Below are 15,302 nucleotides of genomic sequence, written 5' to 3' on the forward strand. Positions count from 1 at the left end.
AACGGTGTCGGCTCCTGGCGTCCAACCTGCAGAACTCGGCTTTTTCGTAGCGCTGGCGACCGCCGGCAGCCTGAGCGCGGCGGCGCGTAATCTGGGCATCACCACGCCCGCAGTCAGCAAGCGCCTGGCACAGATGGAAGCGCGCATCGGCATGCCCCTCGTGACGCGCACGACCCGGCGCATGAGCCTCACCCCCGAAGGCGAGGTCTTCCTGGAACGTGCGCGTCGCATCCTGGGCGAGATCGACGACCTGGACCAACTGCTCACACAGGCCAAGGGCCGCCCAAGCGGCCTGCTCCGCGTCAACGCCACGCTCGGCTTCGGGCGCATGCACATCGCGCCGGCCATCTCGGAGTATGTAAAGGCGTATCCAGACGTGGACGTGCAACTGCAACTCTCTGCCGACCCGCCGCCACTGAATGAGGACCTGTTTGATGTGTGTGTGCGCTTTGGCGAGCCACCCGATGCACGCATCGTCGCGCGCAAGGTGGCATCCAACCGGCGCCTGCTCTGCGCGTCGCCCGCCTACCTGCGCGAGCGCGGAACGCCCGCGACGCCGGCCGAGCTGGCACGCCATAACTGCATCGGTATCCGCCAGGGCAGCGATGCCTATGGTGTGTGGAGGCTGGCATCCGGCAAAGGTGCCAAGCGCCGGACCGAAACCGTGCACGTGCGCGGCAATCTCACCACCAACGACGGCGAGATCGCGGTGAACTGGGCGCTGGAGGGGCACGGCATTGTCATGCGCGCCCAATGGGATATCGAGCGCTATCTCAAGAGCGGCCGGCTCGTGCAGGTGTTGCCGCAATACGCAACGCCCGAGGCGGACGTCTATGCGGTGTACCACCAACGCCATCAGCTTTCATCTCGCATCCGGCTGTTCGTGGATTTTCTGATGGGCAGGTTCGAAAAGACCCGTATCGGATGACGCTCGATCACCGATGTTCCATGTCTTCGTGGATGTCGTGCGCACGTTCGCGTGCCTCGGGGTCACGGAGCTTCAGGACTTCGCGGTCGCGCCGGATGTCGCGATGCTCGGCACGCAGTTCACGGTGCGCCTCGCGGCGCTCCACGCGTTCGGCACGTTCATGACCGTGGTCTTCCGGATGTGCTGGCGGCATGGGCTGCAGTCGGCCCCATGGCGTGCAGGCTCGCGCATAAGCAGCGCCCGGGCGACAGACGGTGTGTTTCTGTTTGTATCGGCCGCAGGCACGTCACTTGACGCCTGGACTTTGCGCCCAGGCAGCGCCTGGCTGCACTGCCATGAGGAGGATGGCCTAGTGAGACACGGCGACCGTTCGGCGGCCGCTGGTGCGAACGTGTCCGGATGCCTTGAGTAGCGCGTAGCCCTGAAGGGTCACCCGGGCATAGCAATGATCCGGGCCTCGGCGCTCCAGTGTCACGAGCTGACGTTCGATGAGCGCTTCGACGTCGGCGCGGTCGAGGTCATCGGATTCTGCACCGTCGTTGACGAGAAGCAAGACAGCAAATTCATGGGGACTCAGCACAGTCGGCTCCAGCTTGTCTGTTGGCCGTCGCACGCAATCCGTGCGGGTGGGCGGGCTTGGTTTTCACTGACACCATGAGCACTGCAAGAGCCGCCGAGAAATCGGGAGAGAGCAACTGAGCTTGCAGGAGAAGCCAGCATAGGCATCCGCGCAGCGGCATTCAAGAGGGCAATGGGACGTTTCTCCCACCAGTGTTACCGGCCGCGTCGCCGATGGCTCTGGGCCAACCGTTTGCCGTGCGGTGCAGCGCACGGGCGGCAACGATTGCGCATTGCAGAAAAAACGTCCCTCGTCCGTTTGCGCTAAGTCAATTGCGCAAAAGAAAGCGCCCCGGTGGCTCGCGTCACCGGGGCGCTGAGCGTTGCGCTCGGACTGGTCTTTACGCGTCGTTGGCCACGATGTTGCCGCGACGGCCGAAGCCGTGCAGCGGGTCGATGTGCTCGGCACGTTGGAGCCGTGCATACGGATCCTCCACTTGTGCATGCGCACCAAATGCATGCCACGTACGGTGGTGTTCCGTCGCGCGGTCGGCCGCCTGCACTGCAGCACGGCCATGCACCACGGCTGTCACGCTGCCGTAATAGCGGGCCATGCCGGGGCGCATTGCGTACGTCTGCGCGGCCGATTCGTGCGAGGTCGGCTCAACCCAATCGCTACGGCCCAGACGGCCGCGATAGCCGAAGCGATGGAAGCCTGCGGCGTCCGCCGTGATCGCATCCACGGCCTTCGCGACGTCACGCGGCGGCTGGGCAGGCGCATCCGAACCTGCCAGCGAAGGCTCTGCGCGGTCGAGTGTCTCCAGCACGATCGCCTCGCCGACAGGGCGGGAGCCGAGCACCGGCTCGTCGGGGTCGTATTCCGGGCTGCGGGTGAACGGCGTGGGCGGCGTCGCGGTGCCAGCAGGTGCCGGGCGGCCTGCCCATTCCTGCCACGAACGCACGTGGGTGATATCGCCGTCGTCGTCGTGGTCGACCACCAGCAGACGCGTGTTGCGTGGGCGCTGCCAGGCGGGTTGCTGCTGTCCGTGCAGCGCCCCGCGCGACGCACGGACGGTGGCGCCCGCCGATGCCGTCGGCACAGCCGGCGTACGGGCGATCTTGCGTCGAACGGCGCGGTCCAGCCGAGACAGGATCATCCACACCACCAGCACGCCACCCATGCCGGCGATGATGTTGCCGTACATGCGAAGTTGCTCGAATGGCAGACCGCTGGGGCCGACGCTGCTGATGGAGTAGCCCACGTACAGCCCCAGCAGTCCCCAGATCGAGATCACGAGTACCGGCCGGAAAATGCGGAACCACAGCACGTGGTGCAAGGTACCGACGACACCCTTATCCGAGAACGACTGTCGGATCGAGTTTCGCGAAACATCAATGACAAGCATGGTCATGGCGAATTCCCCTGTTGTTGTTGGATGCCCCGGTCAGGGCTGGTCCAGCGGGCACGGGCACGCGTACGCTGGAAGGCGACGGCTGGAAAGCCGATCACCGTGGTGACAAGATTCAGGATCCAGAACGCCACCGGATACCAGACGGTGTCGATGAAATAGCGCAGGATGTTGTCGTCGTAGCGGCGGTCGATAAAGCATCCAACCAGCAACTGGAGCACGCACGTGATGAAGAGCAACGTGCCGTGCCAGCGCGGGAGCGCTTCCATGCGCCATTCAGGCGGCAGCGTGATGAAGAAGCCGACCACCGACCACGCGATGACGATCAGCATGTTGTACGCCCACACCACCGACAGTGCGTACTCGAAGAAGATCGGCCACATCATCGACTGACGCAGGCTCGCCATCGCCGGTGCGTACTTGATCAGCGCCTGGATGCCGCCCTTTGCCCAGCGCAGGCGCTGCTTGTACAGGCCGCGGAAGGTCTCGGGCATCAAAATCCACGACAGCGCGCGCGGCTCGTAACGGATCATCCAGCCACCCACCTGCAGCTTCCAGCTGATGTCGATGTCTTCGGTGAGCATGTCGTTGCTCCAGTAGCCGACATCCTCGATAGCGTGTTTGCGGAACATCACGACCACGCCCGACACCGTCAGCAGTCGCCCATAGATCTGCTGCGTCCGCTTGATCAGCCCCACGATCGACGAGAACTCGCCCACCTGCATGCGACCGAGCAAGGTCGAACGCGTGCGGATGCGCGGGTTGCCGGTCACGGCACCGATGGTCGGGTTTTCCATCAGGTGGCGGATCATCCAGGCAATCGCGTCCACATCCAGGATCGAATCGCCATCGATGCACATCAGATACTCGGCATCGGTCACCTTTGCGGCGGTGGTGAGGCCGATGGCCTTGCCCTGGTTCGACGACTGGTGGATCACCACCAGCTGCGGGTATTCCGCAGCCAGTTCGTTGAGGCGTTCTCCGGTGCGGTCGGAGCTGCCGTCGTTCACGGCGATGATGTCGTAGTTCGGATATCGCATGCGCACGAGGTGGCTGATCACCTCGCGCACATTCGCCTCTTCGTTGTAGCAAGGCACGATGATCGAGACCTTGGGGTAGCTCTTGACCCCCAGCAGCGCCAGCGGATGCTTCACCTTGTGTGTGCCGCGCTCAAGCAGGAAGTAATGCAGCAGCCCCCCGATCATCCAGAAATACGACATGAAGAACGGGTAGTAGAAGACAAAGCCGGAGATCCAGCGCTTGGCAATGAGTGCGTCCACCATCTCAGCCTCCCGCCTTGTTGGTGTGGGCCGGCGCTGCCGCTTCCGTTGTCGCGGGCTTCTTGTCTGCAGGTGCCTCGCCGGCCTTTGGCGGCTGGCTCTGCGGCGCAGCGCCGCTGTTGAGCTTCTCGACGCTTGCCGCATTGCCGCCTGGCGGCTTGCGTGTCTCGATATACGTCTTGAGCGACATCACATCGCGCAGCACCTCGGTATCGGGCCGACCGGCAATGAAGTCATCCGGGTAGTAGCCGTAGTTGAGCGCGCCGGCCGCACGCAGCGCGCGCATCTGGTCACGCAGTTCGGTCGACGGGATCGGCTTGTCCTGGTTGCGCCAGTCCACCGCCTGCAGCTCGAAGATCGTCTTCTTCAGGCCGTCCTTGTGCTTGGCCACGGCGGCCGTCAGCTTCTTCATCCAGTCCTTCGGATCCTTGGCTTCTTCCATGTACGGCATGGCTTCGAGCGCCACGTAGTCGTACGCCTCCAGGAAGTCGTCATAGTTCTGCGCCGTCCACGTCTCGGCCTTCGGATCGAGCACCGGGCCCGCAAAGATGTTGCGTGCGGTCAGCATGTCGCGGCCGTTCTGATAGCCCTGCGCCACCGCGATCAACTCTTTCGAGAACGAGATCAGCGCAGCGGTCTTGGCCCGCGACCACTTCTGCATCAGCTCGGGCGACTGGCGGATCTTGTTGATGTCACCGGGCAGGCCCATGGCCTCGTAGGCCTTGAGCGCAGCGGGGCTGGCATCTTCGTAGTCGTCGAGCACGCCGTCGTCGTGGAACAGGATGCCGTCGATGATCGCGTTCTTGGCCAGGTCTTCATAGATGTCGCGGATCATCTGGCGCGCCTGCGGATCGAACGGTGACAGCCGTGGCGGCTTGACCGTGCCCGGCTTCTGCGGCGCACCGGCCACCGACTGCACCAGGTGCGTGGCCGCCGGATTGTTGGCCGGAAGCTTGTACGACAGCATCGGCAGCCAGGCGTACACCTCCACCTTCGCACGCGTCTTCAACTGCCACGACACGCGCGAGAACAGGTCCGCGCGCATCGGCATGTGGCGGTTCGGGAAGTACACCGCGTCCACCGCGCCGTTGCCCTTCGGGTCTGCAAAGGCCTGCAGGTAGACCACGCGCGGCGCGAGGTCCTTGATGCGGTCGATCAACTTGCCGAGGTTGGCCTCCTGCTGCTTCGGGTCCGGGTCGTAGATGTAATCCATGTCGACATGCACCACGCGCTGCACGGGGTTGATCATGCCGTGGTGCGTCACGGGCTCGCGCAGCGAGCGCTCGAGGTCGCCCGTGTTGGTGTCGTAGCCCATTAGGCTGCGGCGGATAGCGGTGAGCGGTACATCCGGCGTGTTCGGCCCTGGTTCGAGCGTGAGCATGTACTTCAGGCCCACGTTGGTGGCCTCCTGGTCAGCCATCAGGTTGTGGGCGCCATACGGCCACACCACCGTCTGCACCTTGGTGCCGAGGTTTTTCTGGATGATGTCGACGCTGCGCTGCAGGTCGGCCCGCACGCGCTGGCGATACTCGTCGTCGGTCTCGTAGCGGCCGAGCTTGGGCAGATACTCATGCGTGGTTGCAGTCGGCATCTCGTTGCCCTGCGGGTTACCGAGCGCACCGTGGTGCATGTCGTGCGTGTGCGTGGCGAACTCGACCAGGCCCGAAGCCTGCATCTCGCGGATCTGGTTCCAGTTCATGAAGAAATCGCGGTCGACGATCTGCGTGTTCGACAGCTTGATCTTGGCCCCCGGCGGCGCGTTGGTCCATTCCGTCACCAGACCGAACACGGCCGGGAACCGGAACTGCTTGAGCAGCGGGAAAACCTTCGTGTAATGGCTCTCGTAGCCATCGTCGAACGTCAGCAGGATCGGGCGCTTGGGCAGTGGCTTGCCGCCGCGGCGCGCCTCGTCAATCTGCGCGAGCGTGACCGGGTGGTACCCGTTGGCCTGGATCCAGCTGAACATGTTCGTCAGCATCTTGGTATCGACGGCAAACGCGTCGGGCAGCGTTTCGAAGCTGGCGCGCAGGTTGTCGCGGATGTCGTGAAAGCACAGCACGCGGAAGGTCTTGCCGTCGTCCGGATCGGGCTTTGGCAGAAAATCGACCTGGACGGCGGCAGCAGGGCGAACGGCGGCCACTAGTGCCAGCACCAGGGCCAAGGCCATCCAGGCGATGAATCGTCGCAATGACGGTTGTCGGAGAGCTTGCATGGGCATCACAGCGGAATGTTGAGGTTCAGGTACAGGAACTTGCGGTTCTCGGGCTGGCCGTCGTAACGATGGCGGCCAAAGCCGATGCCGTAGGAAACCTGCGTCTTGCGATTGATCTGCCACACATGTTCCAGCCGCGCTTCGACCATCGGGCTGTTGCCGAACGACTGCTGGTTGTACACGCCGCCGGTCAGGTACAGGCGCTGCGTGAACGACTTGTCGGCATAGCGCCAGGGCGTCCACGACCAGATGGCGGTGGCCGTTCCGCTGTAGTCGCGCGACGGCGTGAAGTAGTTCAGGCCGGTCATGGTGTTGGTGCTGGTATCGGCCCCCAGCAGCACGCCGACGGTGTGGCGCGGCGAGGTGAACACCTGCTGGTAGAAGTTCGCCGCCCAGCGCTTGCGAAGGTTGTTGTCGGTGTAACGCGACACGCCGTAGGTCAACGACGCGTAGCGCGTTTCATCCCAGGTGTAGCGCACGTTCCCGCTGAGGGTCTTGCCGGTCACGCCCACCTGGTACGCCTTGTAGGGCACCTCCAGGTCATCGTTGGTGACCATGCCCGACACCTTCCAGTGATCGCTCGGGATCCACGCGGCATCAAGCGTGCCGCCGGTCTTGCCCGCCGCACCAACCGACTGGTGCACCTCGCCGTTCACTTCGACGCCGGTGTCGAACCACTGCAGGCCCGCGCCGTTGCGCACGCGGCTTTGCGATGCACCGTCGAACTGGGCACGGCCCGCAAAGTTGTGGAAGAACAGCCGGTAGTGATCGGCAAACGGCCCGCTGTAGGCCTTGGTGCTGATGCCGTACTCGTTGTTGGCGAACACCGAATTACCCTTGTCCGCCGTGGATTCAATGATCAGCTGCGGGCTCTGGTAGACGTCCAGATCCTTGCGCAGCGCACGCACCGAACCGTTCTCGGGAAAGCGTTCGTCCAACCCATTGGCGACATCCTTGGCGGTCTTCAGATCGTCCACCGCCAGCGATGCACGGCCATAGCCGGCCACCACGCTCAGGTCGTCCGGGTGCTCGGCAAGCGCCGTCTTGTACATGTCGCGCGAGCGGTACGGCTCGGTCTGCACCATCGCGCCGTCGGCACGAGCGCTGACGAGCGAGGCGGCGAACGGCGCTTCGTGGCGCCATTTGTCCAACTCGGCAATGCCCTGGTGCGTGCGGCCCGTCAGGATCAGGTACTGCGCTTCCAGCCGCTTGATGCGTGAGTAATCGGGATTGGGCGTACCGGCTTCCGGCGCCAGGCGTACATATTCCGGATTGTCGGCCTTCATCTTGTCGAGCAGCGCGCGCGCCTCTTCAAAGCGGCCCGTGTCGAGCATGGCGTAGAAAAGGCCTTCCTGAACGTCACCGGTTTCGATCTCGCCGGGGCTCGCATCCTTGAGCGCGCGGGCGTAGGCATCGGCAGCCTTGTCCGGCGTATCGAGATACGCATAGGCATCCCCCGCGGCGACACGCGTATAGGCCGGCACCTTGCCGGTCTGCGACATGGCTTCGTAGCGCTTGACGGCATCCTTCATGCGCCCGCGCGAGGACAATGCCACCACTTCATCCGCCACGATTTCCTGGCGGAACTCCGCGTTCTCCGGCGTATCGGGCACCTTCTTGAGCAGCGCTTCGATCTCGGCCACTGCCTGATCGATGATGACGAAGCGTTCCGGTCCGTTGATGACCTTCAACTGCTGGCGCCCCCAGCGGATGCGCTGTGCGGCGGCGGCATGGTCGACGTGCCACGATTCGCTCTCCTTGAACCAGTCCGGATGCTCGCGCAGATGCTCTTGCGCCAGCGTGGCGGCACCTTCGCGCGACTCCCGCATGACCTCATCGTGAAAGGCCTGGCGGTCGGTCGGCATCGGGCCGACAGGCACGTTGTCGGGGGCATTGCCGGCGGCATGTGTGGCGGCGGCATTGGCGGCTTCCGGCGACACCTGTAGCGGTTCCAGGGCGCCCGGACCCTGAGCGCTCGGGCCCGACGGCATGGCTGGCGCCTGTGCAGCCGGTTCCGGTGTCGGAGCGCCCGGCGGCAGGATCACCGTAGGTGACGGCGGTGCAGACGGAGGCGCCGGGGGGGCTGCCTGGCCAGCAGGCATCGACGATGCGGGGGTCTGCGCGATTGCCGCGGGCGATGTCGTCACGGACGACTCTGCGGGCGGCACCGCCTGTTGTGCAACCAGCAGCGTGCTGGCCGGAGACACCGGCAGATCGTCACCGCCGACGATGACGGTGGTAGATGTAGATGCTGAGGTGGCCGGACCCTTGCCCGCCGCGTCGGCCAACTGCGTGTCGATCAGGCGACGCGTGGCCGCGCTGGAAGCAACGTCGGTCGCGGCGTGCGCGATCATGGGCACCGTACCGACCACCACAACGGTGGCGGCAGCAATTGCGCAGCGGCGGGGATGCCATGCCACAGCCGCGCGGGTGCGCTCGGCTGGCAGGCTCCAGGAGAGTGGCTCGTGGAGTGTCATTGTTGTCATGTCCAGTGGGCGGCCCGTGCAGGCGCACGTCATCCGCATTGCATGAAGAGGTGCCTGGGCTGCGTCAGCCGAGGCGGGCCGTACCGTTGGCGGTGCGCACCGGGGCGCGCATCGGCTTGGCAGGAGCTACACCGCCGGTCGCGCCGCCAAAGGCCCGCGTCATGGCGGCCCAGCGGGATTCGGCGCCCTGTTCAGTGACCGATGCGTTCACCGACGCATTCGTCCGCTCGGGCGCTCCCATCTGGGGGGAAGACGACGCCATCACCGCGTCTCGGGCCGGCGTGCCGGCCTGGAACGGATTGGGTGCGCGTGCAGCGGTTTGCACGAACACGTCGGCGTCTTGCGCATCGCCAGACACCTGGACGGATGTCTGTGCAGATCCAGCGCCGATGGTGGCGGCAGCCCCGCCCTGCAGTTCCAGCGGAATCCCCAGGCGCATGGCGGCGTACACGGCCTCGCTCTTGTTGCGCACGTTCAAGCGCCGATACAGCGTGCACGCGTGCGTCTTGACGGTGGCCTCCGAAATGCCCAGCAGGCGACCGACACCCTTGACGGAGTGGCCGCGCGACAGCAGCACGAGCACTTCGTACTGTCGCAGCGAAACATTCAGCCGCTGCGCCGCTTCGGACGCATCCAGCGAGAGCATCGGCATGGCCGCACTGGCCGCACGCGGCATCAGCGCCGGATACGACTGGCCACCGGCCAGCACGAGCCGCAGCATTGCCAGCAAGACTTCCGGCGGTTGCGATTTGGCGCAGTAAGCGTCCACACCGCACGTCATGGCAACGTGCGCCTCGTCGGCAGACAGGCTGGCCGCGAGCAGCACCACCCGGCTGGCCTCGCTGCTGTCGATGGCCTCGCGCAATTGGGCAGCGAGTTGGCCGGCGTCAGTCGGGCCATCGGGCTCGTCCAAACCGATGACGAGCAGGTCGGCGCGCTCATTGCAAGCATGCAGTTCGCCAGGGACGCCAGCAGGCAATGCGGGGGCGATGACCTCCAGGCCGAGGGTGGGATGCGCGAGCAACTGCGCAAGTCCGGCTCGTAGCAACGGATGATTCTCCAGCAGGACTGCTTTCATGGTTTCCTCGTTTTCTTGTGAAGCGATTCCGGTCAGGCGCGCACACGCCTGCAACTGCGGGCGAACACGCATATGACCGTCGAAACCCCGGGACCGTCCGAGAGAAGCGCCCTGCCGCCGGCGATGTGCCGGCTCTGGAGAAGCGAAGTGCGAATGCCGTGGGGACCGTGGGGACCAATCCGGTTCCGGATTCGCTTATGGGAAAAACCTGTCTGTATGTGGCGGAACTGCCTTGCACATACAGAGTGACCGCACCACATAGAGCAAGCATCGGGCCACCTCCGTGCAGCGCAACATCTGCTTACACTTGCGGCACAAATGACGGCGTGCAGAAGGCGGTGGAAACCCACTGTGGCAAAGGATTGGCGGCCAGCAGCAGCGATTGGTGCGACGCCGCAAATCCACTCCATTTCTGTAACGATTGAGTTACGAGTCGGAGGCATGTGACGACAGGCTGGATCATCCCGCCGGTTGTCCACTGAACGTTTTTACAACCTGTTTTAAAACTTACCGAGTGAGCGCGACAGGCGCCACATCATCGCCTGGACCGCGGGTGCATAGATGGCCGATGCGCCCCATCAGGGCTTATGGCGCATGGCAAAGAGGAAGAGGCTGTCGATGGCGCCCACCACGAAGATGAGGCCGGCGGCCGTATGCAGCATCCAGGCCCCGTCGGCGAACGGCAGTTGGATCGAAGTGTGCGGAATGGCTGCCACCACGCCCGCGGCCACCGACATGCGCAGCACCGGCACCCACCATGTGCGCTTGGCGGGCGGATCGTCGCGATGACGCGGCGCGGGGTCGGGCGTCGAACGGGGCATGCGGCAGGAAGGAGAAGTGATGGCCATGCTGCATTGTTGAACACAACCAATCGAAGCGAAACAGAAAACAGCGCCGTGCAATGCCCGCAATTCCGCTGACTGAAACTGGCTAGGCGGGGTGCGCAGCCAAGTGCCCCAGGTTCTGCAGCATGTCGGCCGTCATCTCTGCCACACCGTATTCGGGCTTCCAGCCCCAATCGCGCCGGGCAACCGAGTCGTCGATGGAATTGGGCCAGCTGGCCGCAATCGCCTGGCGGAAATCCGGCGCATACGCCACCTCGAACGACGGACGATGGCGGCGGATCTCGGCCGCCAGCTGCTCCGGCGTAAAGCTCACGCCGGCCAGGTTGTAGCTGCCGCGCTCGGTGATGCGTTCGGCCGGTGCCTCCATCAACTCGATCGTGGCGCGCACGGCGTCGGGCATATACATCATGGGGAGCGCCTCGTCGTGCTCAAGAAAGCACGTATAACGCTCGCCCTTGACGGCCGAATGGAAGATGTCGATGGCGTAGTCCGTCGTGCCGCCGCCCGGCGCGGTCTTGTACGAGATCAGGCCCGGATAACGCAGGCTGCGCACGTCCACACCGTGGTGCTCGAAATACCAGCGGCACCAGCCCTCTCCCGCCAGCTTCGAAATGCCGTAGACGGTCCTCGGCTCCATGATCGTGCTCTGCGGCGTGTTGTCCGCAGGCGTGGTGGGTCCGAACGCGGCGATCGAGCTGGGCCAGAAGATGCGCTCGAGCCGATGATTACGCGCCGCTTCCAGCACGTTCAGCAAACCATTCATATTGAGCGCCCAGCCCCACGTGGGTGATTGCTCTGCCGCGGCCGACAGCGCCGCCGCCAGGTGATAGATCTGCGTGATCCCGTGGCGCTCGATGATCTCGCGCAACTGGCCGCGATCCGTCACATCCAGCGTTTCGTGGCGGATCTGCGGGTGGCGGCCGCGGGGCACCATGTCGCTTGTCACGACGTTGCCAGTGCCGTAGCGCTCTGCCAGCGCAGCCGCCAGCTCCGTGCCCAATTGCCCGTTGGCGCCAATGATGAGGATGCGCGGTGCCGTTCCCAGATTCGCGCTGGTGCCAGTGCTCATCAGATGATCCCCAGTTCCTTGCCGGCGGTCTCGAACGCCTTGAGCGCCGCATCGAGTTGCGCGCGCTCGTGCACTGCGCTGATCTGCACGCGGATGCGCGCCTGCCCCTTCGGCACCACCGGGTAGAAGAAGCCGACCACGTAGACGCCCAACTCGAGCAGGCGTTTGGACAATGCCTGCGCCTTCTGTGCGTCGTACACCATGATCGGCACGATGGGATGGTCGCCCGGCTTGATATCGAAGCCGAGCTCGACGATCTTGCGGCGGAAATACAGCGCGCTGTCTTCCAGCTTGTCACGCAGCGCGGTGTCGGCTTCCAGCAGATCGAGCACCTTGATGGTGGCCCCGACAATGCACGGCGCCACCGTGTTCGAGAACAGATACGGCCGCGAGCGCTGGCGCAGCAGTGCCACCACTTCCTTGCGCGCGCTCGTGAAGCCGCCCGACGCACCGCCCAGACCCTTGCCCAGCGTGCCGGTAATGATGTCGATCTTGCCGAACACGCCGCGGTGCTCGTGCGACCCGCGGCCGCGTTTGCCGAGAAAGCCCGTGGCATGGCATTCATCAATGCCCAGCAGCGCACCGAATTCATCGCAGATGGCGCGGATCTCATCCAGCCGGGCGATGGTGCCGTCCATCGAGAACACGCCGTCGGTAAACATCAGCTTGAAGCGCGCGCCCGCCGCGTCAGCGGCCTGCAATTGCGCGCGCAGGTCGTCCAGATCGTTGTGCTTGTAGCGATAGCGCTGCGCCTTGCACAGGCGGATGCCATCGATGATGGACGCGTGGTTCAGCTCGTCACTGATGACGGCGTCTTCCGCGCCCAGCAGCGTTTCGAACAAGCCGCCGTTGGCATCGAACGCCGAGCCATAGAGGATCGTGTCTTCCGTGCCGAGAAACTTCGCCAGCCGCGCTTCCAGCGTCTTGTGCAGATCTTGCGTGCCGCAGATGAAGCGCACCGAGCTGAGGCCAAAGCCATGCGAGTCGAGCGCCTCGTGCGCCGCCTTCAGCACCTCCGGGTGCGACGACAAGCCGAGGTAATTGTTGGCGCAGAGGTTGATGACCTCCTTGCCGTCAGCCGTGCGGATCACAGCGCCCTGCGGCGAGGTGATGATGCGCTCGGTCTTGTAGAGACCGGCTTCCTCGATGGCGTCCAGTTCACGCCGGATGTGCGCGTAGAAGGCGTCGGTCGTAGCGCTGGCCTGCGTTGTCCCCATGGTGCTGCTCCTGTAGACTTTGTTGATCGATAAACCGAACAAGTTCGATATATCGAATAATTTGTTCAATTTACAAGATACCAACCGATGGCACAAGCCCCCGCCACCGATGCCCTCACCGATGGCCCACCGGCCGTTGGCGCAAAACTGCAGACACTGCGCCAGGCGCGCAAGCTGTCGCTCGATGAACTGTCGCGCCGCGCGGGCGTGTCCAAATCCATGCTGTCTCAAGTCGAGCGCAATCTGGCCAACCCGACCGTCGCGGTGCTGTGGCGCCTGGCCACCGCGCTCGGCGTCGGGCTGGCGGATTTCCTCTCGCCCGAAGGCGCGGCCGATGCAGCGCCTGCGGTGACGGTGATTCCCGCTCACTCCATCCCAGTCATCAAAAGCCCGGATGGCAAGTGCGAATTGAAGATTCTTGGCCCCGTCGACCTGGCAGCGCGCTTCGAATGGTATGAACTGGCGATCCAGCCTGGCGGCGTGCTGGCGTCAGAGCCGCACGAGCTGGGCTCGAAGGAGCACATCTCTGTGTTGAGCGGCACGGTGACGGTGCAATCCGGCCCGAGCGAGAAGAAGGTGCGGCACGGGGAATCGGCGCGCTATCCGGTGGATGTGCAGCACGCCATCTCGAACGCCGGCAAGACGGTGGCGACGGCGTTGCTGGTGGTCGAATACGCCCAGTAGACGTTGCAGATCGACGCTGCCTAGGCTGCCTGCAGTGCAGGCGCGTGCCACACGCGCGGCAGCAGCATCCCGAGCATCAGCCCGCGCAGCGCCATGAACCCCAGCATCGACAACCACAGCCCGTGGTTGCCCCACAGCGGCTGCAGTGTGACTGACAAGCCCCAGAACGCGGCAGCCGCCACGGCCATCGTCACCAGCAGTTCACGCGTGCGCGTCGCGCCGATGAACACGCCGTCAAACTGGAAGCCCCATACCGACACGATCGGCAGCAGCGCCGCCCACACCAGATGGTGGCGCGCAGCTTCGCGCACGGCGGGCTGGTCGGTCAGTACCCCGATGATGCCGGCACCCGCCAGCGCGTACACGGCCGCGAAGAGCCCAGCGCCGAGCACCGACCAGAACGTTGACACGCGAACCGCCATGCGCAGCGCAGCACGGTCCCGCGCGCCCATGGCGGCGCCCACCAGCGCCTCGGCTGCGTGTGCGAAGCCGTCCAGCCCGTAAGCCATGAAGGTCAGGAAGTTGAGCAGCAGCGCGTTGGCGGCCAGCACCACATCGCCCTGCTTGGCCCCTGCGTGGGCAAACCAGCCGAAGGCAGCCAAAAGGCAAAGCGTGCGCAGGAAGATGTCGGTGTTCAGCCCCATCAGGCGGCGCCAAGCGTTGCGGGCAAGCAGTTCGGCGCGCGTGAGCGGCGGCAGACCAGTGGGCCGTTGCAGCCAGAGCAGCAGCATGCCGAGCCCAAACCCTGCGATATCAGCCAGCGCCGTTGCGGCGCCAATACCGCCGACGCCCATGCGGGCACCCAGCACGAGGGTCAGCACGGCCAACATGTTGACGGTGTTGATGAACACCTGCAGCAGCAACGCCCGCCGCACCTGCTGTCGCCCGAGCAGCGTACCGAGCACCACGTAGTTGGCCAGTGCAAACGGCGCCGACCAGATGCGGGTGTGGCAATACACCTCGGCCATGCGGGTGACGGATTCGCTCGCACCGAGCAGCGCCAGCGTGATCCGGATCGCCGGCACCTGCAGCACCAGCAATACCGCTCCAATGGCAAAGGCCAGTAGCAGCGCGCGCACCACGCTTGCCCGCAACGCCTGCGCGTCGCCCGCGCCGTGTGCTTGCGACACCAGCCCCGTGGTGCCCATGCGCAGGAAGCCAAACCCCCAGAACACGAAGTTGAAGAAGACCCCGCCCAGCGCCACGCCGCCGATGTATTCCGGCCCCGGCAAGTGGCCCGCCACGGCGGTATCCACCGCCGAGAGGATCGGCTGCGTCAGGTTGGCCAGCACGATGGGAAACGCCAGCGTCAGCACGCGCCGGTGCCACTGGGCCCGGGACGCAGGTGCAACCGAAGTGGCGAAAGAGGAGTCCATGGGGACAAAAACTGCGTGGAACGATGAAAAAGTGGGTGCAACCGCTCACGATTTCGCTATCATTGCGCCCCATTGCGGGCTCCGGAATCGGGCGGCAAGTGCGGCACCCCGCACAACGTCGCCGATGACTATACGCGAATCCCCCCGGAAGGCAGACACC

12 protein-coding genes are annotated in these 15,302 nt (G+C 64.8%); 2 read left to right on the top strand and 10 right to left on the bottom strand.

The features are described 5' to 3' along the window. Positions 1 to 4: 4 nt before the first annotated feature. The gene (locus RP6297_RS17760; protein ID WP_009240068.1) at positions 5 to 928 is read left to right on the top strand and encodes a LysR family transcriptional regulator; all 924 of its coding nucleotides are present in this window, start codon (positions 5 to 7) and stop codon (positions 926 to 928) included. A 7-nt stretch (positions 929 to 935) separates the two neighbouring features. On the opposite strand, the gene RP6297_RS17765 is transcribed toward RP6297_RS17760, so the two are convergent. From RP6297_RS17765 to kbl, 9 genes are all read right to left on the bottom strand, one after another. After that, positions 936 to 1,121 carry a hypothetical protein gene (locus tag RP6297_RS17765; protein ID WP_009240069.1) on the bottom strand — a complete coding sequence of 62 codons (186 nt, stop codon included), beginning with the start codon at positions 1,119 to 1,121 and terminating at the stop codon, positions 936 to 938. Positions 1,122 to 1,887: 766 nt separating this feature from the next. Next, on the bottom strand, positions 1,888 to 2,898 hold the full coding sequence (locus tag RP6297_RS17775) for a PgaD family protein (RefSeq protein ID WP_037028633.1): 1,011 nt from the start codon (positions 2,896 to 2,898) through the stop codon (positions 1,888 to 1,890). Further along, a complete protein-coding gene (gene pgaC, locus RP6297_RS17780; protein ID WP_009240071.1) occupies positions 2,895 to 4,178 on the bottom strand; it encodes a poly-beta-1,6-N-acetyl-D-glucosamine synthase in 1,284 nt (427 codons plus the stop codon). Before pgaC ends, RP6297_RS17775 begins: the two co-directional genes overlap by 4 nt. 1 nt (position 4,179) lies before the next feature. Continuing rightward, positions 4,180 to 6,387, bottom strand: coding sequence for a poly-beta-1,6-N-acetyl-D-glucosamine N-deacetylase PgaB (pgaB, locus tag RP6297_RS17785; protein ID WP_370452721.1), 2,208 nt, complete (start codon positions 6,385 to 6,387; stop codon positions 4,180 to 4,182). Positions 6,388 to 6,392: 5 nt separating this feature from the next. Beyond that, positions 6,393 to 8,864, bottom strand: a complete 2,472-nt coding sequence (pgaA, locus tag RP6297_RS17790) for a poly-beta-1,6 N-acetyl-D-glucosamine export porin PgaA (RefSeq protein ID WP_009240073.1) — start codon at positions 8,862 to 8,864, stop codon at positions 6,393 to 6,395. Positions 8,865 to 8,937: 73 nt separating this feature from the next. Further along, positions 8,938 to 9,951, bottom strand: coding sequence for a LuxR C-terminal-related transcriptional regulator (locus RP6297_RS17795; RefSeq protein WP_009240074.1), 1,014 nt, complete (start codon positions 9,949 to 9,951; stop codon positions 8,938 to 8,940). A 578-nt stretch (positions 9,952 to 10,529) separates the two neighbouring features. Then, positions 10,530 to 10,799 (bottom strand): hypothetical protein, encoded by a 270-nt coding sequence (locus RP6297_RS17800; RefSeq protein ID WP_223293312.1) that lies wholly within the window; start codon positions 10,797 to 10,799, stop codon positions 10,530 to 10,532. An 82-nt stretch (positions 10,800 to 10,881) separates the two neighbouring features. After that, on the bottom strand, positions 10,882 to 11,865 hold the full coding sequence (locus tag RP6297_RS17805; RefSeq protein WP_009240076.1) for an NAD-dependent epimerase/dehydratase family protein: 984 nt from the start codon (positions 11,863 to 11,865) through the stop codon (positions 10,882 to 10,884). Next, on the bottom strand, positions 11,865 to 13,082 hold the full coding sequence (kbl, locus tag RP6297_RS17810) for a glycine C-acetyltransferase (protein WP_009240077.1): 1,218 nt from the start codon (positions 13,080 to 13,082) through the stop codon (positions 11,865 to 11,867). Before kbl ends, RP6297_RS17805 begins: the two co-directional genes overlap by 1 nt. 87 nt (positions 13,083 to 13,169) lie before the next feature. Here kbl and RP6297_RS17815 point away from each other — a divergent pair, with 87 nt between their 5' ends. Further along, positions 13,170 to 13,766 (top strand): helix-turn-helix domain-containing protein, encoded by a 597-nt coding sequence (locus RP6297_RS17815; RefSeq protein ID WP_009240078.1) that lies wholly within the window; start codon positions 13,170 to 13,172, stop codon positions 13,764 to 13,766. A 20-nt stretch (positions 13,767 to 13,786) separates the two neighbouring features. Here RP6297_RS17815 and RP6297_RS17820 read toward each other — a convergent pair whose 3' ends face one another. Continuing rightward, on the bottom strand, positions 13,787 to 15,142 hold the full coding sequence (locus RP6297_RS17820) for an MATE family efflux transporter (protein ID WP_009240079.1): 1,356 nt from the start codon (positions 15,140 to 15,142) through the stop codon (positions 13,787 to 13,789). Positions 15,143 to 15,302 lie beyond the last annotated feature (160 nt).

The organism is Ralstonia pickettii, assembly GCF_016466415.2.
Classification (GTDB): Bacteria; Pseudomonadota; Gammaproteobacteria; order Burkholderiales; family Burkholderiaceae; genus Ralstonia; species Ralstonia pickettii.